Raw genomic sequence first — 25,727 nt, 5'->3', positions numbered from 1 at the left:
GGGCGGGCGCTGCATGTGCAGGTCAGCAGCGAAAAAGTCTGAGAAAGACGTTGCCTGTACCAGCTTGTTCGCGGTTGCATCGAAGCACCGAATCGCCGCGAACAGGCCGGCACTGGCGTAAGCCTGCGGTGCAGCTTATCGTGCTGCTTTCGACCCCAGGACGGACTATCCCCACATGAGCGACGCCAACCGCGACCTGATCACACGCTTCTACCAAGCCTTCCAGCGCCTGGATGCCGAGGCGATGATTGCCTGCTACAGCGACGATATCGTCTTCAGCGACCCGGTCTTCGGCACCCTGCGTGGCCGGGACGCTGGCGACATGTGGCGGATGCTCACCAGCAGAGCCAAGAACTTCACCCTGGCCTACGACAGTGTCCGTGCCGATGAGCGTGGTGGGGGCGCGCACTGGGTGGCGACTTACCTGTTCAGCCAGACTGGCCGAGTGGTGGTCAATGACATTCAGGCGCGCTTTGTGATTCGCGATGGGCTGATCTGCCAGCATGACGACACTTTCGACCTGTGGCGCTGGTCGCGGCAGGCGTTGGGTGTGCCTGGCGTACTGCTAGGCTGGTCGCCAATGCTGCAGAACAAGGTACGCAAGCAAGCGTTCAACGGCCTGCGGGCGTACCAGCATGCTCAAGGCGCAGGCACTGCCTGATCCCCCTCGTGGTAACTGAACCGGGCATTTTCCTGCAGGTTGTCCGGTAGTCGAATGCGGATTACCGGAATGAAAGTGCCATTGGTGTTGTGCCAGTCCTGCTGGTCTGCCTGTGCCTGCTGCAATGCGCCATGCTCCCCTTCGATATGGAAGAACGATTGAATCGGCAGCTTCTCGGCGTTTGCTTCATCCCAGGTGCCGATCACAATCTCGTTCCACGGGAATGGCATGCGCTGGGCATACAGCTGTTTGGCGCGTACGCTTTGATAGAAGGCGTCGGCCCGTTCCGGCACTCGGGCCCGCCGGACATCAAACGCACACTGGCGTTTGTAGTCACCGCTTTCGCTGAACCGGGCCATCCAGTCTTCGGCGGTGAGCACGCCTTGCTCGTGACAGGCGGCTTCCACTTCAGCGGATTGCCGATTGTCGCCGCAGCCCCGTGTATCGCGCTCCCACGAGTCGCCGTCAGTTGGCCAGGCGCAGAGCATTTCATACCACAGCGAGCCCTTTGGGCGCTGCAACAGAGGGTACAGGGTGAAGCCGCTGCGGCCGTCGGCAGCCAACCGCGTTGTGGGAATATCGCGACGCAAGTACGAGAATGAAACGCCGCCCTTGTCCTTGCTGTTCTGGCTATGATGCCAGGTGTGGTAATGCGGCGAAGGCTTGGTTGATCTGAGCAGCACACCCGAACAGGCGTGGGCCGGTACGGCATTGCCCGCGCATTGCGCCGGGGTGGCGTTGTAGTTGTTCTGCATCTGTTCGGCGGTTCGTGCGCCAATCGAGGCCTGGGCGCTGAACGCAGCCGCAAGCAGCGCTGCACCCAGACCGGTGCGGGTATATGAGTCGAGCATGATGAAGCCCTCAATGAGTGGGCTCACCAAACTAATGATGGAAAGAGCAGGCGTCGTGAGTGAACAAGTTCCGGATCAGGCAATGAAACCCTGGTATGTCTACCTGGTTCGGGCAGCCAATGGCTCGTTGTACTGCGGTATCAGCGATGACCCGCAGCGGCGTTTCCTGGCGCATCAGAAAGGGCAAGGCGCCCGTTACTTCAAGACCAGCCCGGCGCAGGCGCTGGTCTATGTGGAGCAATGGCCGGACAAGGGCGAGGCATTGCGCCAGGAGCGGCTGGTAAAGCGGCTGCGCAAGTCGGCGAAGGAGGCGCTGGTGGCGTCTTATCTCATCGGCTCGGCTTGAGATGGCCTGGGCTGCTAAGCAGCCCCGGTACTTATCAGTCTTTACGCCGCTTGAGCTGGTCCACCAGAGTGGTCGGCAGCCCTTTGATAATCAAAGTCCCTGCTTCTTCGTCATACTCCACCTTGTCCCCCAGCAAATGCGCCTCGAAGCTGATCGACAGCCCCTCGGCCCGCCCGGTGAAGCGGCGGAACTGGTTGAGGGTGCGCTTATCTGCCGGGATCTCTGGCGACAGCCCGTAGTCCTTGTTGCGAATGTGGTCGTAGAACGCCTTGGGCCGGTCCTCGTCAATCAGGCTGGACAGTTCTTCCAGCGTCACCGGCTCGCCCAGCTTGGTCTGGGTGGTGGCGTACTCGACCAAGGTCTGGGTTTTTTCGCGGGCTGATTCTTCCGGCAGGTCTTCGCTCTCGACGAAATCGCTGAAGGCCTTGAGCAGGGTGCGGGTTTCGCCCGGGCCGTCGACGCCTTCCTGGCAGCCGATGAAGTCGCGGAAGTAGTCCGAAACCTTCTTGCCATTTTTGCCTTTGATGAACGAAATGTATTGCTTGGAGTTCTGGTTGTTCTTCCACTCGGACAAGTTGATGCGCGCCGCCAGGTGCAGTTGGCCAAGGTCAAGGTGGCGGGAAGGGGTCACGTCGAGCTCGGCGTTCACCGCCACGCCTTCGCTGTGGTGCAGCAGGGCGATCGCCAGGTATTCGGTCATGCCTTGCTGGTAGTGGGCAAACAGGATGTGGCCCCCGGTGGACAGGTTGGACTCTTCCATCAACTTTTGCAGATGTTCGACGGCCACCCGGCTAAAGGCCGTGAAGTCTTTTTCTTCATCCAGGTATTGCTTCAGCCAGCCACTCAGCGGGTAGGCGCCAGACTCGCCGTGGAAAAAGCCCCAGGCCTTGCCTTGCTTGGCGTTATAGCTGTCGTTGAGGTCGGCGAGCAGGTTTTCGATGGCGTCGGAAGCGGCCAGTTCGGAGTCGCGGGCATGCAGTACGGCGGGGCTGCCATCGGGCTTTTTGTCGATCAGGTGAACGATGCAATGACGGATTGGCATGGGATTCTCGGCGAGCTGCAAAAGTCGTCAAGTTTAACCCAGACATCAGGTGATGCAGTGGCCGGATGTTGGCAGAAATGCCGGTTGTTCGTTTTTTGTTCAATTTTGTGCGTTTTAGGCTGAAACCCCCGAAAAACCTGCATTAAATCGAAGTGCGCAGCGGATATTTATCCGTTCCTGTGGTAGCTTTGCGCGGTCTTGCGCCCCTTGTGTGGCGCATTGCTGGCAGCTTGCTGTCGGCGTGTCGAACCAAACGCCGATTTACGTATCTACATACGCGATTGGCGCGGCCCTCCATTTCAAGGGGCTGGCCCGATAACGTCGTAGTTCGCTGCATAACCATCGAATTTGATAGGGAAGGAACACCACCATGGCATTGACCAAAGACCAACTGATTGCCGACATCGCCGAATCGATCGCCGCGCCAAAAGCCACCGCCAAGAACGCTCTGGAGCAACTGGGCCAGATCGTTGCCGACCAGCTGGAAAACGGCGCTGAAATCACTCTGCCAGGCATCGGCAAGCTGAAAGTCTCCGAGCGTCCTGCCCGTACCGGCCGCAACCCTTCGACTGGCGCTGCCATCGAAATCGCTGCCAAGAAAGTCGTCAAGTTCGTTCCAGCCAAAGTGCTGACCGACGCCATCAACAAGTAATTGTTGAAGCTTTGACGAAACCGCGCCCGGCTTGCCCGGGCGCGGTTTTTTCATGCCTGTGATTTACGCATGGCGTGCCAGGCCTGGCGCGTTGCATCGTCGTGGAAACTCCAGGCGACCATGCGGCTCTGTTTTTGACCCTGGCCCATTTCGATGATGCGCACGGCCTTGGTCCCGGCTTTCTTCAGCGCGGCTTCGATCCCTGGCAGGTTGCTGGCCTTGGATACCAGGCTGGTGAACCACAGCACCTGCCCGGCGTACTGCACGCTTTCGCCGACCAGTTGGGTGACAAAGCGGATTTCGCCGCCCTCACACCACAGTTCATTGTTCTGGCCCCCAAAGTTCAGTACCGGCAGCTTGCGCTTGGGGTCCTGCTTGCCAAGGTTCTTCCACTTGCGCTGGCTACCGCGCGTAGCTTCGTCGCGCGAGGCATGGAAGGGCGGGTTGCACAGGGTGAGGTCGAAGCGTTCGTCCGCTTGCAACAGCCCGCTGAGGATGCTCCCGCGGTTGGTCTGCTGGCGTAGGCTGATAGCCTTGCCGAGGTTGTTGGCCTGGACGATGGCCTTGGCCGAGGCCAGGGCTACCGGGTCGATGTCCGAGCCGAGGAAGCGCCAGCGGTAGTCGCTGTGGCCCAGCAGCGGGTAGATGCAGTTGGCGCCTACACCGATGTCCAGCGCACGTACCTGAGCGCCTTTGGGGATTTCGCCAACGTTGTCCGTGGCCAGCAGGTCGGCGGCTACATGGATGTAGTCGGCGCGGCCGGGAATTGGCGGGCACAGGTAGTCGGCGGGAATGTCCCAGTGCTGGATGCCGTACTGGGCCTTGAGCAGGGCACGGTTGAACACCCGCACGGCTTCAGGGTTGGCGAAGTCGATGCTGGGTTTGCCGTGGGGGTTGGTGATGGTGAAGCGTGCCAGGTCAGGGTGGGCCTTGATCAGGCTGGGGAAGTCGTAGCGGCCTTGGTGGCGGTTGCGCGGGTGCAGGGTGGGTTTGTTCGGGGTCATGGCAGTGTCCAGCCCTATACGAGCGGTGGTTTGAAGAACCTGGGGCTGCGGTGCAGCCCTTTTGCGACACAAGGCCGCTCCCACAGAAGGGTGGCGCCTTGAAGGTTGGCGCCGTCCTGTGGGAGCGGCCTTGTGTCGCGAAAGGGCCGTGCAGCAGCCCCAACGGTCTCTCTAGTGATTACAGCGCAGCAATCCGCGCATGCTGCTCGGTAAAGTTGGCCAAGGCCTGCTCGGACTCGGCCAGCTTGGCGCGTTCCTTCTCGATCACAGCGGGCGGGGCTTTGTCGACGAAGGCGGCGTTGGACAGCTTGCCACCCACGCGTGCCACTTCGCCCTGCAGGCGCTGGATTTCCTTGTTCAGGCGCGCCAGCTCGGCATCCTTGTCGATCAGCCCGGCCATTGGCACCAGTACTTGCAGGTCACCGACCAGGGCAGTAGCGGACAGTGGCGCTTCGTCGGCATCACCCAGCACGGTGAACGACTCGACCTTGGCCAGCTTCTTCAGCAGCGCTTCGTTTTCCTGCAGGCGACGCTGGTCGTCAGCGTTGGCGTTCTTCAGGAACAGCGGCAGCGGCTTGCCTGGGCCGATGTTCATCTCGGCGCGGATGTTGCGCAGGCCAACCATCAGCTCTTTCAGCCACTCGATGTCGCCTTCGGCAGCGCCATCGATGCGGCTCTCGTTAGCCTCAGGCCACGGTTGCAGCATGATGGTCTTGCCTTCGATGCCGGCCAGCGGCGCAATGCGCTGCCAGATTTCTTCGGTGATGAACGGCATGAACGGGTGCGCCAGGCGCAGCGCCACTTCCAGCACGCGCACCAGGGTGCGGCGGGTGCCGCGCGCGCGCTCGACCGGAGCGTTTTCGTCCCACAGTACGGGCTTGGACAGTTCCAGGTACCAGTCGCAGTACTGGTTCCAGATGAACTCGTACAGCGCCTGGCTGGCCAGGTCGAAGCGGAACTGCTCGAGCTGGCGGGTCACTTCGGCCTCGGTGCGCTGCAGCTGCGAGATGATCCAGCGGTCCGCCAGCGACAGCTCGTAGGCTTCGCCGTTCTGGCCGCAGTCCTCGCCCTTGTCGAGCACGTAGCGGGCAGCGTTCCAGATCTTGTTGCAGAAGTTGCGATAGCCTTCGACGCGGCCCATGTCGAACTTGATGTCGCGGCCGGTCGAGGCCAGCGAGCAGAAGGTGAAGCGCAGGGCGTCGGTGCCGTAGCTGGCGATACCTTCGGGGAACTCGGCCTTGGTCTGCTTGGCGATTTTCTCGGCCAGCTTGGGCTGCATCATGCCGCTGGTGCGCTTTTCCAGCAGGGCGTCGAGGGTAATGCCGTCGACGATGTCCAGCGGGTCCAGCACGTTGCCCTTGGACTTGGACATCTTCTGGCCCTGGCCATCACGCACCAGGCCGTGCACGTACACGGTCTTGAACGGTACCTGCGGGGTGCCGTCCTCGTTCTTGATCAGGTGCATGGTCAGCATGATCATGCGCGCAACCCAGAAGAAGATGATGTCGAAGCCGGTCACCAGGACGTCGGTGGAGTGGAACTTCTTGAGGAATTCCGTCTGCTCCGGCCAGCCCAGGGTAGAGAAGGTCCACAGGCCCGAACTGAACCAGGTGTCGAGCACGTCGTCGTCCTGGCGCAGGACCACATCGGCACCCAGATCGTGCTTGGCGCGCACTTCTTCCTCGTTGCGGCCAACGTAGACCTGGCCGGCCTCGTCGTACCACGCCGGGATGCGGTGGCCCCACCAGAGCTGGCGGCTGATGCACCAATCCTGAATGTCACGCATCCACGAGAAGTACATGTTTTCGTACTGCTTGGGCACGAACTGGATGCGGCCGTCTTCCACGGCGGCGATGGCAGGTTCTGCCAGCGGTTTGGTGGATACGTACCACTGGTCGGTCAGCCACGGCTCGATCACGGTGCCCGAGCGGTCGCCTTTTGGCACTTTCAGGGCGTGGTCGTCGATGCTGACCAGCAGGCCTTGGGCGTCCAGGTCAGCGACGATCTGCTTGCGCGCAACAAAGCGGTCGAGGTTGGCGTACTGGGCCGGCAGCTGGGTGTCGATTTGCTCGTTGACGCTGCCGTCGAGGTTGAACGCCTGGGCGCTGGCCAGCACGAAGGCGTTCTTGTCGAAGATGTTCAGCAGCGGCAGGTTATGGCGCTTGCCGACTTCGTAGTCGTTGAAGTCGTGTGCCGGGGTGATCTTCACGCAACCGGTACCGAAAGCCGGGTCGCAGTAGTCGTCGGCGATGATCGGGATGCGGCGGCCGACCAGCGGCAGCTCGACGAACTTGCCGATCAGGGCCTGGTAGCGCTCGTCGTTCGGGTTGACCGCAACGGCGGCGTCGCCCAGCAGGGTTTCCGGACGGGTGGTGGCGACCACCAGGTAATCCTGGCCTTCGGCAGTCTTGGCACCGTCGGCCAGCGGGTAGCGCAGGTTCCACAAGTGGCCTTTCTCGTCGTGGTTTTCCACTTCGAGGTCGGAGATGGCCGTGTGCAGCTTGGTGTCCCAGTTGACCAGGCGCTTGCCGCGGTAGATCAGGCCGTCTTCATGCAGGCGCACAAAGGCTTCCTTGACCGCTTCGGACAGGCCGTCATCCATGGTGAAGCGCTCGCGGCTCCAGTCGACCGACGAGCCCAGACGGCGGATCTGGCGGCTGATGTTGCCGCCGGACTGGTCCTTCCATTCCCAGACCTTTTCCAGGAACTTTTCGCGGCCCAGGTCGTGCCGGTTCTGGCCTTTGGCTTCAAGCTGACGCTCGACCAGCATCTGCGTGGCGATACCTGCGTGGTCGGTGCCGGGCTGCCACAGGGTGTCGCGGCCTTGCATGCGGCGGAAACGGATCAGGGCGTCCATGATCGCATTGTTGAACCCGTGGCCCATGTGCAGGCTGCCGGTTACGTTCGGCGGCGGGATCATGATGGTGTAGGACTCGCCTGCACCTTGTGGAGCGAAATAGTTCTCGGACTCCCAGGTGTTGTACCAGGAAGTTTCGATGGCGTGCGGCTGGTAGGTCTTATCCATGCGCGGCGGGACCCTGTGCATTTATTCGGGAAAGCCGGGAAGTATAACCAAGCTGGAGGCCGCAGGCGACACCGATACCCGGCTCTACTCGGAACGCTTGATCAAACGCTCGATCCGCGCATCCAGCCGGCGCTTGATCTCGTTCTCGATATGCGGGGTGAAGTCGTTGATCACGTCCTGCATGATCATCTGCGCCGCAGCGCGCAGCTCGCTTTCCAGGTGCAACAGGGTGTCCTGGCGGCGCGTCTGCGGGTCTTCCTCAGGTTCGACAGCGGTGGGTTCGGCAACCGGCACCGGGTTGCCTGCAGGTTCTTCCAGCAGCAGTGGTATCTGCTCTACCGTTTCGGTCAGCAGCGGCGGTTGCAGGTCGGCGTCGCCCAGCAGCTGGCGGATCGACTCGAGGTCGTCGAGCAGATGGGCGGAATCGGGCAGGGGGGAGTGCTTGTCCATCGTCGTCAAAGTCGCTGTAAGCGGTGGTCTTGCAGAGCATAGCCCTGTTCACGGTAGAAACGGAATCGCTCACGTGCCGATTGGCGAATGCCGGGGTCCTCGACGACGATTTCCGCCACCCGCTCGAACTCCCCGACAAAGGCCGGCACGCTGGCGCCCAGGTTGATCAGCAGGTCGCGGTGGTCACCGGCATTGTCAGCCAGGCCCAGGGCCACGCCGGCATCGGCATGCACCTCGGCCATGTCGTGAGGTACGAACGCTTCGCCCTTGAAGCGCCAGAGCCGCTGATCCAGCTCGGCGCGCTGCTCGGCGTCCTGGCAGTGCAGATAAACCCGGTGGCCAAGGCGCCAGGCCTTCTCGCACAGCTTGCAGGCGAAATCGAGCCGCGCCGACAGCGAGTCGGTGGGCAGGATGTAGAAGTCGACTTTGCTCATGGTCGTTATCGCCGGCCGGCGGCGCGCCAGGCGCCACCGGTTTCACGGCATCAGGCGCCAGCGCGGTCCAGCAGGTACTGGGTCAGCAGAGGCACCGGGCGGCCAGTGGCGCCCTTGTCCTTGCCACCACTGACCCAGGCGGTGCCGGCGATGTCCATGTGCGCCCAGTTGTAGGCTTTGGCAAAGCGTGACAGGAAGCAGCCGGCGGTGATGGTGCCGGCCTTCGGCCCACCGATGTTGCCCATGTCGGCGAACGGGCTGTCCAGTTGCTCCTGGTACTCATCGAACAGCGGCAGCTGCCAGGCACGATCGTCGGCGCGCTTGCCGGCGTCGAGCAACTGGCCGACCAGGTCGTCGTTGTTGCCCATGAGGCCGGTGGTGTGGCTGCCCAGGGCGACGATGCAGGCGCCGGTCAGGGTGGCGATATCGATCACGGCCTGTGGTTTGAAACGCTCGGCGTAGGTCAGGGTGTCGCACAGCACCAGGCGGCCTTCGGCGTCGGTGTTGAGGATTTCCACGGTCTGCCCGCTCATGGTGGTGACGATGTCACCTGGGCGGGTAGCGCCGCCGCTTGGCATGTTCTCGGCGCAGGCCAGCAGGCAGACGAGGTTGATCGGCAGTTGCAGTTCCAGCACGGCGCGCAGGGTGCCCAGCACGCTGGCGGCACCACACATGTCGTACTTCATTTCGTCCATGCCGGCGCCAGGCTTGAGGCTGATGCCACCGGTGTCGAAGGTAATGCCTTTACCGACCAGCACGAACGGCTTGTCGGCCTTCTTGGCGCCCTGGTAGTTGAGCACGATCAGGCGTGGCGGCTGGTCGCTGCCCTGGCCCACGGCGTAGAACGCACCCATGCCCAGGTCCTTGATCTTCTTCTCGTCCAGCACTTCAACCTTCAGCGCCTTGTGCGCTTTGCCCAGGTCCTTGGCCTGCTCGGCGAGGAAGCTTGGGTGGCACAGGTTTGGCGGCAGGTTGCCGAGGTCGCGGGTATAGGCCATGCCGGTGGCGATGGCTGTGGCGTGCCGGACTGCGCGCTCAACCTCGGCCAGCCCGGCCTTGTCGGCCAGCAGGGTGACCTTTTTCAGGGCGCGCGGCTCGGCTTTCTGGCTCTTGAAACGGTCGAACACGTATTCGCCGTCCTGCAGGGTTTCGGCCAGCAGGCGATACTTGCCGTAATGGGCGTCGCGGTTACTGACAGCGATATCGTCCAGTGCCAGCACCGCATCTGCGCCGTTCAGGCCCTTGAGCACGCCAGCGACACTGGTGACCAGCTTGCGCCAGGCGCGGTCGCCCAGGGCTTCTTCCTTGCCGCTGCCCACCAGCAGCACACGCTCGGCTTTCAGGCCCGCAAGGTTGTGCAGCAGCAGGGTCTGGCCCGGCTTGCCGGCCAGGTCGCCGCGCTTGAGCACGGCGCTGATGGCGCCTGCGCTGGCCTCGTCGACCGCCTTGGCAACAGCGCCGAGTTTGCGGTTTTCACCAACCGGAATCACCAGGGTGGCGGTTTTTACAGATGCAGCAGCTACGCTTTTTACAACCAGTTCCATGTCAGGATCCCCGAATGATCGATACGAATGGCGCTGTGCGTTGCAGCGCTCTGGACGGGCCTGGCCGCGTCGTCGCGTGCCAGCGCAAAAGCAGCCAGTTTGAGCCTGCGGCAAGCATGCTGACAACCCCGTTGTGCAGCTTCATGCGCGGCCAAGTGACAGGGGCGGTCAATCACAGGATAATGCGCGCACTTTACATGGAGGTTCGCCTTTGGCGAACCGGCATTGGTCTTGGATGTACTAAGTCATTGTCTGGCGCCATTGCATGGCCGTCTGCCCTGACAACCCAGGAGTGTCTGGTTTGATCGTCTTTCGTTATTTGTCCCGCGAGGTCCTGGTGACCTTGAGCGCCGTCAGCGCCGTGCTGCTGGTGATCATCATGAGCGGGCGCTTCATCAAGTACCTGGCCCAGGCTGCCCAGGGCGTGCTCGACCCGAGCGTGCTGTTCCTGATCATGGGTTTCCGCATGCCTGGCTTCCTGCAGCTGATCCTGCCGCTGGGGCTGTTCCTTGGCATCCTGCTGGCCTATGGGCGGCTGTATCTGGAAAGCGAGATGACCGTGCTGTCGGCCACCGGCATGAGCCAACAGCGCCTGCTGGGCCTGACCATGGCGCCGGCCGCCCTGGTTGCCCTGCTGGTGGCCTGGCTGAGCCTGAGCCTGGCACCCTTGGGCGTGGCCCAGGTGCAGCAGATCATTGCCCAGCAGGACGCCCTGACCGAGTTCGATACCTTGGTACCGGGGCGCTTCCAGACCTTGCGTGACGGCTCGCGGGTGACCTATACCGAGCAGCTGTCGGACGACCGCATCAACCTGGCCGGGGTGTTCATCTCCGAGAAGCGCTTCAACCAGGACAAGACCAAAGACCGCGCGCCATCGGTGCTGGTCGCGGAAAAAGGCCACCAGGAAATCCAGGCGGACGGCAACCGCTACCTGGTGCTGGAGAACGGCTACCGCTACGACGGCAACCCGGGCCAGGCCGATTACCGTGCAATCAAGTACGACACCTACGGTGTGTTGCTGCCCAAGCCGGAAGTTGCTGAAGAAGTGACTGATCGCGAAGCGATTCCGACTTCCGAACTGTTCGGCAAGAAGGGCCTGCGTGAGCGTGCCGAGCTGCAATGGCGGCTGTCGCTGCCGATCCTGGTCTTCGTCGTCACCCTGCTGGCAGTGCCGCTGTCGCGGGTCAACCCGCGCCAAGGCCGCTTCCTCAAGCTGTTGCCGGCAATTCTCCTGTACATGGCCTACCTGACAATGCTGATTTCCGTACGCGGCGCCCTCGAGAAGGGCAAATTGCCGATTGGCCTGGGCATGTGGTGGGTCCACGGCCTGTTCCTGCTGATCGGCCTGGGCCTGATGTACTGGGAGCCGTTGCGCCTCAAGCGCGCCGCCCGCCGTGCGGAGGTGGCCCATGGCTAAGCTCGATCGCTACATTGGCCAGAGCGTGCTGCTGGCCATCCTGGCTGTGCTGGGGATCATCCTCGGCCTGGCTTCGCTGTTTGCGTTCATTGATGAAATGAGCGACCTGAGCGACACCTATACAGTGATGGAAGCAGGCAACTTCGTCCTGCTGACCGCACCGCGCCGGCTGTACGAAATGCTGCCGATGGCCGCGCTGATCGGCTGCTTGATCGGCCTGGGCAGCCTGGCCAGCAGCAGCGAACTGACCATCATGCGCGCGGCTGGGGTTTCGATCGGCCGTATCGTCTGGGCGGTGATGAAGCCCATGCTGGTGCTGATGCTGGTCGGCCTGCTGATTGGCGAGTACGTGGCCCCGGTGACCGAGAACAAGGCCCAGGCCGACCGTTCCCTGGCCCAGGGCGGTGGTGAAGCACAAAGTTCCAAGCGCGGCATGTGGCACCGCCAGGGCGAGGAGTATGTGCACATCAACGCCGTGCAGCCCAGCGGCCTGCTGCTCGGGGTGACCCGCTATCGCTTCGACAGCGAGCGCAAGATTGTCACTTCGAGCTTTGCCCGTCGTGCGCAGTATCAGCAAGACCACTGGCTGCTCGCCGATGTGCGCACCACCTACTTCCGGGGCGACCACACTGAGGTGGTAACCGCGCCCGAAGAGCGCTGGGATGTGTCCCTCACGCCGGAGCTGCTCAATACCGTCATCCTGGCGCCCGAGTCGCTGTCGATCACCGGGCTGTGGGACTACATTCACTACCTGTCCGACCAGGGCCTGAACAACGCCCGTTACTGGCTGGCGTTCTGGACCAAGGTGCTGCAGCCGATGGTAACGGCGGCGCTGGTGCTGATGGCGATCTCGTTCATCTTCGGCCCGCTGCGGTCGGTGACCCTTGGCCAGCGCGTGTTCACCGGCGTGCTGGTGGGCTTCGTGTTCCGCATCGGCCAGGATTTGCTTGGGCCCTCCAGCCAGGTGTTCGGCTTCCCGCCGTTGCTGGCGGTAGTGATACCCGCGGGCATCTGTGCCTTGGCCGGTGTCTGGTTGTTGCGCCGGGCGGGTTGATGGCCTGAACTGCATGAACAAGCCGACCTCTGGGTCGGCTTTTTTGTGGCTGATCGCCCGACGCCAGCAAAGCTCAAGTCATCTCTTCTGCTTTGGCACCCGCACCAGCTGGCTTTCTGAATAGATGTCATGCCAGCCGCGCTTGCGCTTGTCGATCAGCACCCAGAAGAAACCCAGCCCAAGGCACAACCACGACGCGATCGATACCACGAAACGCAGCAGCGCTTGCCACAGGCTGATCGCCGAGCCATCCGCATTCTGCACCCGTACGCCCCACACCTGCATGCCCAAGGTTTGCCCGCCATGGGTCCAGAACTTGGCAAAGAAGCCGAACAAGGCAAACAGCAGCAACGTCGACAGCAGCGGGTCGCCATCCAGTGCACCGGCCTCGGTCAGCTCGCGCATGCGTGCTTCGCCGATGATCGCCATCTGGATCATTTTGTAGGCGCCTGCGGTCACGATCAGTAGCGCCGTGCACAACAGAAAGTCATAGAACATCGCCGCCAGGCGCCGGCCCAGGCCGACCGGCGGAAAATCACCCTGGGGTGTGAGCAGAGGCTTGGTCATGCAGAACAGCTCCAGAAATCGAAGCCACTATTCTACGGGCAAAAAAAAGCCCCTGCACTTGGCAGGGGCTTTTTGAAGTCGGGTTCGGCTTAGCCCAGGACCTGAACTTTGTCAGCCTGCATGCCTTTCTGGCCTTGAACGGCTTCGAAGGTGACCTTCTGGCCTTCTTTCAGGCTCTTGAAGCCATTGCCTTCGATAGCGCGGAAGTGCACGAACAGATCCGGACCGCTTTCTGGGGTGATGAAGCCGTAACCTTTTTCGTCATTGAACCACTTGACGGTACCGTTCTGACGCTCAGCCATTGTCTTATTTCCTATGAAGCTTAAATTTTGATGACAGTTCTTTCGCACTTTTTTGTAAGCGAAAGATTACTGGGCTGGGTTGCAGGAAAGTAAGAGACGTCGAACGGGTTGTAGCAAATCTCGGCTACTGGCCCAGGTCACGAACTGTTGCGACCCATGCAAACACAGTGCTGTGACTCTACGCCAACTGCCGAGCGAAAAACAAGCCCTTGGTCGTAGGGAAAATTGACCGTCTGCCGACAACCGGCCGTTTGCCCGGAAACGGCATGGTGCCTGGCCTGGCGGTATGTTCAAAAGTTATTGGGGAGGTTCGAAAACGAATATCTCGAACCCGCCCCCAACCCTCACAAAGCAGTTTCAGCCACGGTAGTAACGTTGTGCTACGAAAGGCATTTTACTGACTTTCAAGGCAACCTTCTTGCCGCGCACGACAGCAAACAGTGGTGTGTCGAGAGCGCTATGTTCACTATCGATATAACCCATTGCAACCGGTGCGCCGAGTGTCGGGCCAAATCCGCCGCTGCACACTTTGCCCACCGGTTTGTCGTTGGCATCTACTATATCCGCGCCTTCGCGTACTGGCGTGCGTTCTTGTGGCAACAGGCCGACACGTTTGCGCGCCACGCCATCGCGCTGGTGGGCGAAGATCGCCTCGGCCCCCGGGAAACCGGCAGCACGTGCGCCATCGGCACGGCGCACTTTGGAAATCGCCCACAGCAGGCTGGCTTCGATCGGTGTGGTCTCGCCGTTCATGTCGTGGCCATACAGGCACAGGCCGGCTTCCAGGCGCAGCGAGTCACGAGCGCCCAGGCCGATCGGCTGTACTTCCGGCTCGGCCAGCAGGCGACGAGCAAGGGCCTCGGCTGCGTGGCCCGGTACCGAAATTTCGTAGCCGTCTTCACCGGTGTAGCCCGAGCGGCTGACGAAGCAGTCTTCACCCAGCAGTTTTAGCGGGCGGAACTGCATGAAGGTCATGCCTGCCACTTCCGGGGCCAGGCGCTCCAGTACCTTGACTGCTGCCGGCCCCTGCAGGGCAAGCAGGGCACGTTCCTCGAACAGCGGCTGTACCTGGCAACGGTCGCCAATGTGTTTTTGCAGGTGGGCCAGGTCCTGGTCCTTGCAGGCAGCATTGACCACCAGGAACAGGGTGTCGTCGCCCAGGTTGGCCACCATCAGGTCATCGAGTATGCCGCCTTGCTCATTGGTGAACATGGCATAGCGCTGCATGCCCACCGGCAGGTCGATGATGTCCACCGGCACCAGGGTTTCCAGGGCCTTGGCGGCGTCGCTACCGCGCAGGATGATCTGGCCCATGTGCGAGACATCGAACAGGCCGGCCTGATCGCGAGTGTGCAGGTGTTCCTTGAGCACGCCCAGCGGGTATTGCACGGGCATGTCGTACCCGGCGAACGGCACCATCCGCGCACCCAGTTCCAGGTGCAGGGCATGCAGTGGGGTCTTGAGCAGTGTTTCGGACATCGGTGACTCCTTGGTGTTGTTGTCGGGTCAACATTCGATGATGTTGACGGCCAGGCCGCCACGGGCGGTCTCTTTGTATTTGCTTTTCATGTCGGCGCCGGTCTGGCGCATGGTGCGGATGACCTTGTCGAGCGAAACGAAGTGTTGCCCGTCGCCGCGCAAGGCCATGCGGACCGCGTTGATTGCCTTCACCGAGCCCATGGCATTGCGTTCGATGCAGGGCACCTGGACCAGCCCGCCAATCGGGTCGCAGGTCAGGCCCAGGTTATGTTCCATGCCGATTTCAGCGGCGTTCTCTACCTGCTGCACGCTACCGCCCATCACTTCGCACAGCGCGCCTGCGGCCATCGAACAGGCCACGCCGACCTCGCCCTGGCAACCCACCTCGGCGCCGGATATCGAGGCGTTTTCCTTGTACAGGATGCCGATGGCTGCAGCGGTGAGCAGAAAGCGCACCACCCCGTCCTCGCTCGCCCCTGGCACGAAGCGCATGTAGTAGTGCAGTACAGCCGGGACGATGCCAGCGGCGCCGTTGGTGGGGGCGGTAACGACGCGGCCGCCATTGGCGTTTTCCTCGTTCACCGCTAAGGCGTAGAGGTTGACCCAGTCGAGCACTGACAGCGCATCGCGCAGGTTGGCCTCCGGGTGCTGGCTCAGTTGACGATACAGTGCTGGGGCCCGCCGTTTGACCTTGAGCCCGCCTGGCAGAATGCCCTCATGCTGGCAGCCGGCTTCGACGCAATCCTGCATCACCTGCCAGATGCGCAGCAGCCCGGCACGGGTTTCCGGCTCTGGGCGCCAGGCGGCCTCGTTCGCCAGCATTACCTGGCTTACCGACAGGTTTTGTGTGGTGCAGTGGCCAAGCAACTCCTTGGCGGTCTTGAACGGGTAGGCCAGTACAGTGCTGTCCTCGACGATGCGGTCGTGGCCGGCGGCGTCCTCGTCGACCACGAAACCGCCACCTACCGAGTAGTACTCGCGGCTGCGGATTTGCAGGCCGGCATCGTCGAACGCGCGGAAGATCATGCCATTGGGGTGGTAGTCCAATGGCTTGCGGATCATCGCCAGATGCTGCTTTTCGGTGAAGGCGATGCTGTGCTCACCAAGCAGGTTGATGCGACCGCTGTCGCGGATGGCCTGTAGCCGGGCGGGAATGCTGTCGGTATCGATGACGTCGGGGTGTTCACCCTCAAGGCCCAGCAGCACGGCCTTGTCACTGCCGTGGCCCTTGCCGGTGGCACCCAGTGAACCGTACAGCTCGGCCCTGACGCTTGCGGTATTCGCCAGCAGGCCGTCACGGCGCAGCCCTTCGGCAAACCGCGCAGCGGCACGCATCGGGCCGACCGTGTGGGAGCTGGAGGGACCGATGCCGATCTTGAACAGGTCGAAGACGCTCAGTGACATGGTGACCTCCTGCCAAGTTCGGTGGATGGGCGGTGAGCCTTGTGGAAGCGTGTCTACCTGCGAATGCACCGCCGCATTCGCGGGTAAACCCGCCCCACAGAGCCCGCCACCCAAGCCAGGTGGCGGGGAGGGGCTATCAGGCGTCCTGATAGCTCTCGATCGACGGGCAGGCACACACCAGGTTGCGGTCGCCGAACACGTTGTCGACCCGGCCGACCGGCGGCCAGTACTTGCTTTCCACCAGGCTCGCCAGCGGATATACCGCCTGCTCGCGGCTGTAGCCGTGGGCCCATTCGCCAACCAGCTCGGCCGCAGTGTGCGGGGCGTTTTTCAGCGGGTTGTCGTCCTTGTCCAGGCTACCGTTCTCGACCGCGCGGATTTCCTCGCGGATCTGGATCATCGCGTTGCAGAAGCGGTCCAGTTCTTCCTTGGACTCGCTTTCGGTCGGTTCGATCATCAGCGTGCCGGCCACCGGGAAGGACATGGTCGGGGCGTGGAAGCCGAAGTCGATCAGGCGCTTGGCCACGTCGTCGACGCTGATGCCGCTGGTGTCTTTCAGCGGGCGCAGGTCGAGGATGCACTCGTGTGCCACCAGGCCATTGCCGCCGGTATACAACACAGGATAGTGCTCTTCCAGGCGGCGGGCGATGTAGTTGGCGTTGAGGATGGCCATCTGCGAGGCACGCTTCAGGCCGGCACCGCCCATCATGCGGATGTACATCCAGGTGATCGGCAGGATGCTGGCACTGCCGAACGGCGCGGCGCATACCGCGCCCTGGGTGTTTTCCAGCTGCCCATGGCCCGGCAGGAACGGCGCCAGGTGCGACTTGACGCCAATCGGGCCGACGCCCGGGCCGCCACCGCCATGCGGGATGCAGAAGGTCTTGTGCAGGTTCAGGTGCGAAACATCGCCGCCGAACTTGCCTGGGGCGCACAGGCCGACCATGGCGTTCATGTTGGCGCCGTCGATGTACACCTGGCCACCGTTGTCGTGGATGATCGCGCAAATTTCGCCGATCGCTTCCTCGAACACGCCGTGGGTCGACGGGTAGGTGATCATGATCGCCGCCAGGCGCTCGCGGTGTTCGATGGCCTTGGCGCGCAGGTCCTCGACATCGACGTTGCCACGGGCGTCACAGGCGGTCACCACCACGCGCATGCCCGCCATGTGGGCGGTGGCAGGGTTGGTGCCATGGGCCGACGAAGGGATCAGGCAGATGTCACGGTGGGCTTCGCCACGGCTGCGGTGGTAGGCGCGGATGGCCAGCAGGCCTGCGTACTCGCCCTGCGAACCGGCGTTGGGCTGGAGCGACACGGCGTCGTAACCGGTGGCAGCGCACAGCATGGCTTCGAGCTCGGTGGTCATCTGCAGGTAGCCCTGGCTCTGTTCGGCCGGGGCGAACGGGTGCAGGTTGCCGAACTCGGCCCAGGTCACCGGGATCATCTCGCTGGCAGCGTTCAGCTTCATGGTGCACGAGCCCAGCGGGATCATGCTGCGGTCCAGCGCCAGGTCCTTGTCGGCCAGGCGGCGCAGGTAGCGCATCAGCTCGGTTTCGCTGTGGTAGCGGTTGAACACTGGGTGTTCGAGGATGGCCGACTGGCGCAGCAGGGCGGCGGGCAGCAGCGAACCGGTGCTGGCGGCCAACGCGGCGAAGTCAGGTTGCGCCTGGTCGCCAGCGAACAGCTGCCACAGCGACTCGACGTCCGCCTGGCTGCTGGTTTCGTCCAGCGAAAGGCCCAGGTGGGCAGCGTCGACCTGGCGCAGGTTGATGCCCTGGGCGCGCGCCTGGTCATGCAGGCTGGCGGTAGCCGTGCCGGTAGCCAGGGTCAGGGTGTCGAACGCACTGCTGCCCACTACCTGAACGCCCAGCACCTTCAGGCCGGCGGCCAGAATCGCGGTCAGTGCGTGAGTGCGCTCGGCGATGCGCTTGAGGCCGGCCGGGCCGTGGTAAACGGCGAACATGCTGGCGATGTTTGCCAGCAGCACCTGAGCGGTGCAGATGTTGCTGGTGGCCTTCTCGCGGCGGATGTGCTGCTCGCGGGTCTGCATGGCCAGGCGCAGGGCGGTCTTGCCGAAGCGGTCGATCGACACGCCAACCAGGCGGCCCGGCATGTCGCGCTTGAACGCGTCACGGGTGGCGAAGTAGGCAGCGTGCGGGCCACCGAAGCCCAGTGGTACGCCAAAACGCTGGGCGCTGCCGATGGCCACGTCGGCGTCAAACTCGCCCGGCGGGGTCAGCAGGGTCAGGGCCAGCAGATCGGCAGCGACGGCGACCAAGGCGTTGGCGGCATGGAAGCGCTGCACCACGTCCCGGTAGTCGAACACTTCACCGTTGCTGGCCGGATATTGCAGCAGGGCGCCGAAGAAGGCGCTCACATCACCCAGCTCGCGCTCGTCGCCCACCACCACCTCGATACCCAGCGGCTCGGCACGGGTGCGCAGCACGTCGAGGGTTTGCGGGTGGCAGTGCACCGAGGCGAAGAAGGCGTGGCTGGCCTTGTTCTTCGACAGGCGCTTGCAGAAGGTCATGGCCTCGGCAGCAGCAGTGGCTTCGTCGAGCAGGGAGGCGTTGGCGATCGGCAGGCCGGTCAGGTCGCTGATCAGGGTCTGGAAGTTCAGCAGCGCTTCCAGGCGGCCTTGGGAGATTTCTGGTTGGTACGGGGTGTAGGCGGTGTACCAGGCCGGGTTTTCCAGCAGGTTGCGCAGGATCGGCGCCGGAGTGTGGGTGTTGTAGTAGCCCTGGCCGATGTAGCTTTTGAACAGCTGGTTCTTGCCGGCGATGGCCTTCAGTGCGGCCAGTGCGTCGGCCTCGCTCTGGCCGTCGTGCGAGCCGAGCACGCTGGTGCCCTTGATACTGTCGGGAATGACCGCGGCGGTCATGGCCTCCAGCGAGTCGAAGCCGAGGGCGTCGAGCATGGCCTGCTCATCAGCGGCGCGCGGGCCGATGTGGCGGGCGATGAATTCGTTGGCGGTGCCGAGGTTGATGGTCATGGCGGGGTTCCTCAGGCGTCGTCGTTGGCTTTGAGCAGGCGGTCGTAGGCATCCTGGTCGAGCAGGGCGGTGACGGCGGCGGCATCCACAGGCTTGAAGCGGAAGAACCAGCCGTCGCCCATCGGGTCTTCGTTGACCAGTTCAGGGCTGTCTTCGAGCTGGGCGTTGACCTCGACCACTTCACCGGTCAGCGGCATGTAGACGCCGCTGGCGGCTTTTACCGACTCGACGGTAGACGCTTCGCTGCCCTTCTCGTAATGCTGCAACTCTGGCAATTGCACGAAAACCACATCGCCCAGGGCATTCTGGGCGTAGGCGGTGATGCCCACGGTGACGCTGCCATCGGCTTCGACGCGCAGCCATTCGTGATCTTCAGTGAAACGCAACTCGCTCATGGGGAATCCTCAGGAAGCAGGGCGGTGGGCGCGGTGGCTCCGCGCTCTTGGTTGGGTTTCCCTAAGCAAAAACACGGCCAATCTATAATTTTGTATATAAAACAATAGGTTATCGTTTTTATCCAAAGGCTTCGCAGCTTCGATGGAACGAAAACGCTACACGGCTGACTCGCTCAAAAAGCGGTTGGCGATCAAACCCTTGCGTAGCGGCGCTTGAGCGGTCGCGTATTGATTTCGGTACGGTGTATTCAAATCGATACATTTGCGTGGCGACTCTTGGCACCAGGAGGTTCACAGCACCGAAATCCTTCGCTGAGCCACTGGCTGGCTCAGCTGGGCCTCATTCAAATCTACAAACTTCGAAGCCACCAAGCGCCTTATGTTTCAACCCAGCGCAAACGCTGTTTCCCTGTCGGCGTGGGTAATAATTTCTTATTTTCGCATTCAATGTCGCCAAACTAACTGTGCATGTCCCCTGCGCGATAGTTTTCAAATAGCTGAACTAAGTATTTGCCCTCAGCGATGTGTTCTGGAACTGAGGCTTACCAGAATAGCCGCCTTCAACGGCTGTCGGCACACGCATGTGCCTTGCTGTCTGGACTCAGAAAAAACAACATCGAACACCAGGAAAGGGAACTGTCATGGGAATGACGAGGCGTAATTTTTTGATCGGGGGCGGTGTGTTGGCTGTTGCGGGCGGCGCCGGGGTGCTGACCCCTTTGCTGACCCGCGAAGGCCGGTTGATCCCCGGCAAACCGCGGTTTGGCTATGTCGAAGGCACCGCGGGTGCGCTTCCCGAACAGGCGGACGCCGTCGTCGTGGGGGCTGGTATTCTGGGGCTCATGACTGCAATCAACCTTGTCGAGCGCGGCCTTTCGGTAGTTGTTGTTGAAAAAGGTGAAATTGCCGGTGAGCAGTCTTGCAGGTTCTATGGCCAGGTCATGACCTACAAGATGCCAGACGCAACTTTCCAGTTGCACCATCTTGCCAAGCAACGTTGGCGCGAAATGAATGCCAAAGTGGGGGCAGATACCAGCTATCGCACGCAGGGCCGGGTGGAAGTACCGTTCGATGAAGAAGACCTGGAAGGCGTCAGAACATGGATCGATAGCAAAAGCCGCGAAGTATCAGCGGCTATACCGTTCAAGACGCGAATCATCCAGGGCCATGAACTTGAACAGCGCCTGCGCGGAGCATCGTCAAAATGGACGGTCGCGGGTTTCGAAGAAGATTCCGGCAGCCTGGATGCCGAGCGCGCGTCGTTCGTCATGGCGGAGTACGCCAAGCAAATGGGCGTGCGTATCTATACCCACTGTGCCGCAAGGGGCCTGGAGACCCAGGCTGGTGCCATCTCTGATGTGGTGACCGAGAAAGGCGCGATCCGCACGTCGCGGGTGATCGTGGCGGGCGGCGCTTGGTCCAGATTGTTCATGCAGAACCTGGGCGTCGATATACCCACCTTGCCCGCTTACCAGTCCCAGCAAATCATCAGTGCGGCACCCCGTGCGCCCGGCGGCAACGTTGCATTGCCAGGCAATATCTACTTCCGTGAGCAGGCCGACGGCACCTATGCCACATCGCCGCGTGTCGTGGTTGCGCCGGTGGTGAAAGAGTCGTTCATGTACGGCTACAAGTACCTGCCTCTGCTGGCCATACCGGACTTCCCGGTGCACATCTCGCTCAACAAGCAGCTGATCGATTCGTTCATCCAGCCAACGCACTGGAAGCTGGACGAAGTTTCGCCTTTCGAGAAAAACCGGCTGATGACGGCGGCCCCGGACCTTCCGGAGCTGAATGCATCTCTGGAAAAACTCAAGCTCGAGTTCCCAGCCTTCAGCGATGCGAAGCTGATCGATCAGTGGAGCGGAGCCATGGCCATTGCTCCGGATGAGAACCCTATCATTTCGCAGGTCAAGGATTACCCAGGGCTGGTCCTCAACACCGCGACCGGGTGGGGGATGACGGAAAGCCCGGTGTCAGCCGAAGTGTCGGCCGATCTGCTGCTTGGCGAGGCACCGGTGCTGGACCCTAAACCCTTCAGCCTGTACCGATTCTAGGCCGCCTGGCGCAATGGAATGACCCGTGCGCGTATCGACGATGCGTGCATATTTTTGGCAATCATCAGGAGAACAGCATGAAAGTCGCGTTCAACACCGCAGCAGCAATGGCTATGGCACTTGCAGGTGCCGCAAGTGCACAGGCACAAGAGATCGTGCGCCATGGCGCGGGCAGTTTCCCTATCTCATCGGCGGTAGAGGTGCCCGCAGGGAAGACGGTCGTCTACCTGAGCGGTTCCGTCCCGTCGGTGATCCATCCTGACGCGCCCCAGCACTCGCTCGAAGCTTACGGGGACACCCAGGCCCAAACCATCAGTGTGCTGCAGAACATTCAGCAGCAGTTGAAAGCGCTGGGCCTTGGCCTCACCGACGTGGTGAAGATGCAGGTGTTTTTGGTGGGTGGGCCGGAGAACGGCGGGAAGATGGATTTTGACGGTTTCATGGCCGGCTATACCCAGTTCTTTGGGCCAGCTGCCAAGCAGCCAGTCCTTCCTGCGCGCTCGGCGTTCCAGGTTGCCGGCCTGGCCGACCCTGCCTGGCGCGTCGAGATCGAAGTGACAGCGGTGCGTCCCTGAACCAGGGGAACGTCAGCCCCAGGCTAGCCATGCCCGGGGCTGGCTGATCCTTCGTGACGCAAGGCCGTGTCGACAGCGCCGCCGAATGGCCTAGCCTGTGATGAACAATGGCAACGCCAGGTACAGCTTGATCACGATGACATTGATGATATCGATGAAGAACGCTCCTACCATCGGCACCACCAGGAAGGCGATGTGCGATGCGCCGTAGCGCTGGGTCACTGCTTGCATGTTGGCAATCGCCGTGGGCGTTGCACCCAGGCCGAAACCACAGTGCCCGGCAGCCAACACCGCCGCATCATAGTTGCGACCCATCACCCTGAATGTGACGAAGATGGCAAACAATGCCATGACCAGCGTTTGCGCGGCCAGCAACACAAAGAACGGCAACGCCAGTGCTGCCAGGTCCCACAGTTTTAGCGACATCAGGGCAATGGCCAGGAACAACGACAAACTGACGTTGCCCAGTACCGAGACTTCCCGTTCGAACACTCGGTAAACGCCGAACGCTGACAGGCCATTGCGCAGCACTACGCCCACGAACAACACACAAACAAAGGTAGGCAGCTCGAATGCAGTGCCTTTGAGCGCGCTATTGAGTAACGACCCGGCAAGCAAACTGACTGCAATCAGCGCAAGGGTTTCAACAAATGAAAACGAGGTAATCAGCCGCTCTTTGTCTGGGCGCTCGAAGCCTTTGGGTAGTTGCGGTATTTCTTCTTCGGGGCCTGGGGTTTTTACCCGTTTGATCAACAGCCGGGCCACTGGGCCACCGATCAAGCCTCCGAGCACCAGCCCGAAGGTGGCCGAGGCCATCGCCAGTTCGGAGGCCGAGGCCAGGCCGAATTTTTCGCTGAACGTTGCGCCCCAGGCTGCACCGGTACCGTGGCCACCCGACAAGGTGATGGACCCTGCCAGCAGGCCCATGAGCGGGTCGAGCCCCAATGCCGTGGCCAGCCCGATACCCATGCCGTTCTGCACCAGCAGCAGGCTGGTCACTACCAGCAAGAACACGGTCACTACGCGCCCACCCTTTTTCAGGCTGGCAAAATCGGCGCTCAGACCGATGGTGGCAAAAAATGCCAGCATCAAAGGGGTTTGCAGCGAAGTATCAAACTGCACGTGGACATCGAAACTGCGCAACGCCAGCAGTGCAAGGGCGACTACCAGTCCACCGGCAACAGGTTCCGGAATATTGTAGGCGCGCAAGAAACCAATGCGCGCGACCAGGCTGCGTCCCAGTAACAGGACTAAAGAGGCGGCTACAAGTGTCCCGTAAAAATCGAGTTCAAACATCAGGTGCTCTCGTTATATCCAGTAGCGAACCACTCCCCGCCGTGGGGCGGACAAGTGGGATGACAGGTGGAATTACATGGTCACCATTCTACGAGGCATAGGTGGGAGAGTATCTTTCACTGGCGTAGGAAAAACCTGAATAGCAACTGGGTTGTTTCCACTTCTATCAGGCTTTGCCGGGAATTCCATATTTACGCAGTCGCTGGGCAATAGCGGTATGTGAAGTTTGCAGGCGCCCGGCCAGTTGCCGGGTCGAGGGGTAACTGGCATATAACCGTTGCAGCAGCTCACGTTCAAAATCGCCAACGGCTTGCTCCAGGCTGGCCACTTCGCCGTCTTGCCCGCGTGCCACCGAGGTGCCGGCGATGTCCAGGTCGCCGATGTCCACCAGGTTGCCCTCGCAGATGGCCGCTGCGCGGAAAATCACGTTCTGCAGTTGGCGCACATTGCCCGGCCACGGGTTGGCCAGCAGTGCCGAATGGGTGGCCGGGGTCAGGCGGCAGGCTGGGCGCTGGATTTGTGTGCAGGCCTGCTGCATGAAGAAGTGCGCCAGCATCAGGATGTCCTGGCCACGGTCGCGCAGGGGCGGTACCTGCAGGTTGAGCACGTTGAGGCGGTAGAACAGGTCTTCACGGAAACTGCCTTCGGCTACCATGCGCTCCAGGTCGCGATGGGTGGCGCTGATGATGCGCACATCCACCTTCACCTCGCGGTCGCCGCCTACCCGGCGGAAGCTGCCGTCACTGAGAAAACGCAGCAGCTTGGCCTGCAGGTATGGCGACATCTCGCCAATTTCATCGAGGAACACCGTGCCCTGGTTGGCCAGCTCCATCAAGCCGGGTTTGCCACCGCGTTGCGCACCGGTGAAGGCACCGGGGGCATAGCCGAACAGCTCGCTCTCGGCCAGGCTCTCGGGCAGTGCGGCGCAGTTCAGGGCCAGGAACGGTGCCGAGTGGCGGCTGCTGATGGCGTGACAGGCGCGGGCCACCAGTTCTTTGCCGGTGCCGGTTTCACCGTGCACCAGCAACGGCGCATCCAGTGCTGCCACGCGCAGGGCGCGGGCCTTGAGCGTGCGGATGGCCGGCGACTCGCCGAGTAACGCATCGAAGCCCTCGGCGTGGTCGTGGTGCAGTGCCGACAGGCGCTCACCCATGCGCGAGGGTGGGTACAGCGTCAGCAGGCCACCGGCATTGGTGATCGGCATGGCGTCCAGCAGCAGGCTCTGGCCGTTCAGCTGCATCTCGCGCATCGGCAGGTGGAAGTTGTTGTCCAGCAGCGCCTGCAGCAATACCGGGTCGTCGAACAGCTCCCCCACCGAGCGCCCGGCTGACTCGCGACCGCATAGCTCGATCAGCGCCGGGTTGGCGAGCAGTACCTTGCCAGCGCTGTCCACCGCCAGTACCGGGTCGCTCATGGCGGCCAGCAGGGCATCGAGCTGCAGGTGACGGCGTTGACCGGGAAGGATGTCGACCACGTCCACCGACTGCACGCCATGCACCTCGAACAGCGCGTCGTGCAGTTCTTCCAGGACTGCGGGGCTGAGGGTGGGGGCGTCGATATAGACGTTCGGCGGGACCATCTCCACGGCGTCCAGGTTGAGGTTGCGGGCACCCAGCAGGGCGAGGACTTCCTGGGTGATGCCGACGCGGTCGATAAAGCTGACGTGGATGCGCATGGAGAGGGGCGAGGTTGTGGCCGGGGAGGGCGGTAGTATGCCTCAACATTGCCGGGGCCGCTTTGCGGCCCCGAAACGCTGAACTCACTCCAGATGTTCAGGCTTGATCGAGTCGCCCGACTTCACATCCAGTTTGGCGCGGATATCTTCGAACATCGCGTCGTAGATCTTGTGTGGCGAGCCGAGGGTTTCGAACTTCTTGGGGGGGGGAAGATGAGCCTGGGCCTTGCGGCTCAGCACCATCAAAAAGCTGGGCAGTACCTGATCCTTGGGCAGAAAGAACGTTTCATCGACCGGCTTGGCCTCGATGGTGCCATGCATGCGGAACTGAATTCCTCGGCCTTCCTTGGGGTCCTTCGTCGTCGCCTCGTACTCGATTTTAAGGTTGTAGCTATGGTCCGCGCTGTTCAGCGCAGTGCGCTCGATGTGCACGAAACCGGGTTGAAACTGAGCCATGGCGTAATCCTCCCGGAGGGCTAAACGGCGGGCGCCAGGCACCCGCCAA

The 25,727-nt window shown here is 62.0% G+C and carries 23 protein-coding genes; 7 read left to right on the top strand and 16 right to left on the bottom strand.

Annotated elements, in window-relative coordinates; translation table 11 throughout:
- Nucleotides 1–175: 175 nt before the first annotated feature.
- Nucleotides 176–661, top strand: coding sequence for a nuclear transport factor 2 family protein (locus tag DMX11_RS18210; protein WP_110745772.1), 486 nt, complete (start codon nt 176–178; stop codon nt 659–661).
- Here DMX11_RS18210 and DMX11_RS18205 read toward each other — a convergent pair.
- Nucleotides 640–1,512 (bottom strand): hypothetical protein, encoded by an 873-nt coding sequence (locus DMX11_RS18205; protein ID WP_110745771.1) that lies wholly within the window; start codon nt 1,510–1,512, stop codon nt 640–642. The two genes, DMX11_RS18210 and DMX11_RS18205, sit on opposite strands and share 22 nt — an antisense overlap.
- Nucleotides 1,513–1,594: 82 nt before the next feature.
- Between DMX11_RS18205 and DMX11_RS18200 the strand changes: the two genes are divergently transcribed.
- A complete protein-coding gene (locus DMX11_RS18200; RefSeq protein ID WP_256590634.1) occupies nt 1,595–1,858 on the top strand; it encodes a GIY-YIG nuclease family protein in 264 nt (87 codons plus the stop codon).
- 34 nt (nt 1,859–1,892) lie between these two features.
- Here the strand turns inward: DMX11_RS18200 and yejK are convergent, their stop codons facing one another.
- Nucleotides 1,893–2,900, bottom strand: a complete 1,008-nt coding sequence (gene yejK, locus DMX11_RS18195) for a nucleoid-associated protein YejK (RefSeq protein ID WP_110745770.1) — start codon at nt 2,898–2,900, stop codon at nt 1,893–1,895.
- 370 nt (nt 2,901–3,270) lie between these two features.
- Between yejK and DMX11_RS18190 the strand changes: the two genes are divergently transcribed.
- Nucleotides 3,271–3,552 carry an HU family DNA-binding protein gene (locus DMX11_RS18190; protein ID WP_003255106.1) on the top strand — a complete coding sequence of 94 codons (282 nt, stop codon included), beginning with the start codon at nt 3,271–3,273 and terminating at the stop codon, nt 3,550–3,552.
- Between the two features lie 50 nt (nt 3,553–3,602).
- On the opposite strand, the gene rlmF is transcribed toward DMX11_RS18190, so the two are convergent.
- The 5 genes from rlmF to DMX11_RS18165 all read right to left on the bottom strand — a co-directional run bounded on the left by rlmF (nt 3,603) and on the right by DMX11_RS18165 (nt 10,009).
- Nucleotides 3,603–4,556, bottom strand: a complete 954-nt coding sequence (gene rlmF, locus DMX11_RS18185; RefSeq protein ID WP_110745769.1) for a 23S rRNA (adenine(1618)-N(6))-methyltransferase RlmF — start codon at nt 4,554–4,556, stop codon at nt 3,603–3,605.
- A gap of 178 nt (nt 4,557–4,734) precedes the next feature.
- A complete protein-coding gene (locus tag DMX11_RS18180; protein ID WP_110745768.1) occupies nt 4,735–7,581 on the bottom strand; it encodes a valine--tRNA ligase in 2,847 nt (948 codons plus the stop codon).
- A gap of 84 nt (nt 7,582–7,665) precedes the next feature.
- Nucleotides 7,666–8,031, bottom strand: coding sequence for a DNA polymerase III subunit chi (locus DMX11_RS18175; protein WP_110745767.1), 366 nt, complete (start codon nt 8,029–8,031; stop codon nt 7,666–7,668).
- Nucleotides 8,032–8,036: 5 nt separating this feature from the next.
- Nucleotides 8,037–8,465, bottom strand: coding sequence for a DNA polymerase III subunit chi (locus tag DMX11_RS18170; protein ID WP_110745766.1), 429 nt, complete (start codon nt 8,463–8,465; stop codon nt 8,037–8,039).
- Between the two features lie 50 nt (nt 8,466–8,515).
- Entirely contained in the window at nt 8,516–10,009 is a 1,494-nt protein-coding gene (locus DMX11_RS18165; RefSeq protein ID WP_110745765.1) for a leucyl aminopeptidase, read from the bottom strand.
- A gap of 301 nt (nt 10,010–10,310) precedes the next feature.
- Between DMX11_RS18165 and lptF the strand changes: the two genes are divergently transcribed.
- Both lptF and lptG read left to right on the top strand, forming a co-directional pair.
- Nucleotides 10,311–11,426, top strand: a complete 1,116-nt coding sequence (gene lptF, locus DMX11_RS18155; RefSeq protein ID WP_110745763.1) for an LPS export ABC transporter permease LptF — start codon at nt 10,311–10,313, stop codon at nt 11,424–11,426.
- A complete protein-coding gene (gene lptG, locus DMX11_RS18150; protein ID WP_110745762.1) occupies nt 11,419–12,480 on the top strand; it encodes an LPS export ABC transporter permease LptG in 1,062 nt (353 codons plus the stop codon). Before lptF ends, lptG begins: the two co-directional genes overlap by 8 nt.
- 78 nt (nt 12,481–12,558) lie before the next feature.
- Here the strand turns inward: lptG and DMX11_RS18145 are convergent, their stop codons facing one another.
- The 6 genes from DMX11_RS18145 to gcvH all read right to left on the bottom strand — a co-directional run bounded on the left by DMX11_RS18145 (nt 12,559) and on the right by gcvH (nt 19,619).
- The gene (locus DMX11_RS18145; protein ID WP_110745761.1) at nt 12,559–13,047 is read right to left on the bottom strand and encodes an RDD family protein; all 489 of its coding nucleotides are present in this window, start codon (nt 13,045–13,047) and stop codon (nt 12,559–12,561) included.
- An 89-nt stretch (nt 13,048–13,136) separates the two neighbouring features.
- Nucleotides 13,137–13,349 carry a cold-shock protein gene (locus DMX11_RS18140; RefSeq protein ID WP_110745760.1) on the bottom strand — a complete coding sequence of 71 codons (213 nt, stop codon included), beginning with the start codon at nt 13,347–13,349 and terminating at the stop codon, nt 13,137–13,139.
- Between the two features lie 357 nt (nt 13,350–13,706).
- A complete protein-coding gene (gcvT, locus tag DMX11_RS18135) occupies nt 13,707–14,828 on the bottom strand; it encodes a glycine cleavage system aminomethyltransferase GcvT (protein ID WP_110745759.1) in 1,122 nt (373 codons plus the stop codon).
- A gap of 27 nt (nt 14,829–14,855) precedes the next feature.
- Entirely contained in the window at nt 14,856–16,232 is a 1,377-nt protein-coding gene (locus DMX11_RS18130; RefSeq protein WP_110745758.1) for an L-serine ammonia-lyase, read from the bottom strand.
- A 136-nt stretch (nt 16,233–16,368) separates the two neighbouring features.
- A complete protein-coding gene (gene gcvP, locus DMX11_RS18125) occupies nt 16,369–19,224 on the bottom strand; it encodes an aminomethyl-transferring glycine dehydrogenase (protein WP_110745757.1) in 2,856 nt (951 codons plus the stop codon).
- Nucleotides 19,225–19,235: 11 nt separating this feature from the next.
- Nucleotides 19,236–19,619, bottom strand: coding sequence for a glycine cleavage system protein GcvH (gene gcvH, locus DMX11_RS18120; protein ID WP_110745756.1), 384 nt, complete (start codon nt 19,617–19,619; stop codon nt 19,236–19,238).
- A gap of 665 nt (nt 19,620–20,284) precedes the next feature.
- Between gcvH and DMX11_RS18115 the strand changes: the two genes are divergently transcribed.
- Together DMX11_RS18115 and DMX11_RS18110 are read left to right on the top strand one after the other, a co-directional pair.
- Entirely contained in the window at nt 20,285–21,676 is a 1,392-nt protein-coding gene (locus DMX11_RS18115) for an FAD-binding oxidoreductase (RefSeq protein ID WP_218278964.1), read from the top strand.
- A 77-nt stretch (nt 21,677–21,753) separates the two neighbouring features.
- Nucleotides 21,754–22,251: a RidA family protein gene (locus DMX11_RS18110; RefSeq protein ID WP_110745754.1), complete on the top strand. Its 498-nt coding sequence runs from the start codon at nt 21,754–21,756 to the stop codon at nt 22,249–22,251.
- A gap of 90 nt (nt 22,252–22,341) precedes the next feature.
- On the opposite strand, the gene gltS is transcribed toward DMX11_RS18110, so the two are convergent.
- The 3 genes from gltS to DMX11_RS18095 form a co-directional block, all read right to left on the bottom strand.
- Nucleotides 22,342–23,547: a sodium/glutamate symporter gene (gene gltS, locus DMX11_RS18105; protein WP_110745753.1), complete on the bottom strand. Its 1,206-nt coding sequence runs from the start codon at nt 23,545–23,547 to the stop codon at nt 22,342–22,344.
- Nucleotides 23,548–23,713: 166 nt separating this feature from the next.
- Complete coding sequence (locus tag DMX11_RS18100; protein ID WP_110745752.1) at nt 23,714–25,222, bottom strand: sigma-54-dependent transcriptional regulator; 1,509 nt, start codon at nt 25,220–25,222, stop codon at nt 23,714–23,716.
- An 84-nt stretch (nt 25,223–25,306) separates the two neighbouring features.
- Nucleotides 25,307–25,678 carry a DUF5064 family protein gene (locus DMX11_RS18095; protein WP_110745751.1) on the bottom strand — a complete coding sequence of 124 codons (372 nt, stop codon included), beginning with the start codon at nt 25,676–25,678 and terminating at the stop codon, nt 25,307–25,309.
- Nucleotides 25,679–25,727 lie beyond the last annotated feature (49 nt).

The organism is Pseudomonas sp. LB-090624, assembly GCF_003205205.1.
Taxonomy (GTDB): domain Bacteria; phylum Pseudomonadota; class Gammaproteobacteria; order Pseudomonadales; family Pseudomonadaceae; genus Aquipseudomonas.
The sequence above is the reverse complement of the archived record's forward strand: the minus strand, read 5'-3'. Positions and strand labels throughout refer to the sequence as shown.

What these genes read in the sequence shown, in the direction of transcription:
- DMX11_RS18210 (WP_110745772.1), top strand. Translation starts at nt 176, where the DNA reads ATGAGCGACGCCAACCGCGACCTGATCACACGCTTCTACCAAGCCTTC.
- DMX11_RS18205 (WP_110745771.1), bottom strand. Translation starts at nt 1,512, where the DNA reads ATGCTCGACTCATATACCCGCACCGGTCTGGGTGCAGCGCTGCTTGCG.
- DMX11_RS18200 (WP_256590634.1), top strand. Translation starts at nt 1,595, where the DNA reads ATGAAACCCTGGTATGTCTACCTGGTTCGGGCAGCCAATGGCTCGTTG.
- yejK (WP_110745770.1), bottom strand. Translation starts at nt 2,900, where the DNA reads ATGCCAATCCGTCATTGCATCGTTCACCTGATCGACAAAAAGCCCGAT.
- DMX11_RS18190 (WP_003255106.1), top strand. Translation starts at nt 3,271, where the DNA reads ATGGCATTGACCAAAGACCAACTGATTGCCGACATCGCCGAATCGATC.
- rlmF (WP_110745769.1), bottom strand. Translation starts at nt 4,556, where the DNA reads ATGACCCCGAACAAACCCACCCTGCACCCGCGCAACCGCCACCAAGGC.
- DMX11_RS18180 (WP_110745768.1), bottom strand. Translation starts at nt 7,581, where the DNA reads ATGGATAAGACCTACCAGCCGCACGCCATCGAAACTTCCTGGTACAAC.
- DMX11_RS18175 (WP_110745767.1), bottom strand. Translation starts at nt 8,031, where the DNA reads ATGGACAAGCACTCCCCCCTGCCCGATTCCGCCCATCTGCTCGACGAC.
- DMX11_RS18170 (WP_110745766.1), bottom strand. Translation starts at nt 8,465, where the DNA reads ATGAGCAAAGTCGACTTCTACATCCTGCCCACCGACTCGCTGTCGGCG.
- DMX11_RS18165 (WP_110745765.1), bottom strand. Translation starts at nt 10,009, where the DNA reads ATGGAACTGGTTGTAAAAAGCGTAGCTGCTGCATCTGTAAAAACCGCC.
- lptG (WP_110745762.1), top strand. Translation starts at nt 11,419, where the DNA reads ATGGCTAAGCTCGATCGCTACATTGGCCAGAGCGTGCTGCTGGCCATC.
- DMX11_RS18145 (WP_110745761.1), bottom strand. Translation starts at nt 13,047, where the DNA reads ATGACCAAGCCTCTGCTCACACCCCAGGGTGATTTTCCGCCGGTCGGC.
- DMX11_RS18140 (WP_110745760.1), bottom strand. Translation starts at nt 13,349, where the DNA reads ATGGCTGAGCGTCAGAACGGTACCGTCAAGTGGTTCAATGACGAAAAA.
- gcvT (WP_110745759.1), bottom strand. Translation starts at nt 14,828, where the DNA reads ATGTCCGAAACACTGCTCAAGACCCCACTGCATGCCCTGCACCTGGAA.
- DMX11_RS18130 (WP_110745758.1), bottom strand. Translation starts at nt 16,232, where the DNA reads ATGTCACTGAGCGTCTTCGACCTGTTCAAGATCGGCATCGGTCCCTCC.
- gcvP (WP_110745757.1), bottom strand. Translation starts at nt 19,224, where the DNA reads ATGACCATCAACCTCGGCACCGCCAACGAATTCATCGCCCGCCACATC.
- gcvH (WP_110745756.1), bottom strand. Translation starts at nt 19,619, where the DNA reads ATGAGCGAGTTGCGTTTCACTGAAGATCACGAATGGCTGCGCGTCGAA.
- DMX11_RS18110 (WP_110745754.1), top strand. Translation starts at nt 21,754, where the DNA reads ATGAAAGTCGCGTTCAACACCGCAGCAGCAATGGCTATGGCACTTGCA.
- gltS (WP_110745753.1), bottom strand. Translation starts at nt 23,547, where the DNA reads ATGTTTGAACTCGATTTTTACGGGACACTTGTAGCCGCCTCTTTAGTC.
- DMX11_RS18100 (WP_110745752.1), bottom strand. Translation starts at nt 25,222, where the DNA reads ATGCGCATCCACGTCAGCTTTATCGACCGCGTCGGCATCACCCAGGAA.
- DMX11_RS18095 (WP_110745751.1), bottom strand. Translation starts at nt 25,678, where the DNA reads ATGGCTCAGTTTCAACCCGGTTTCGTGCACATCGAGCGCACTGCGCTG.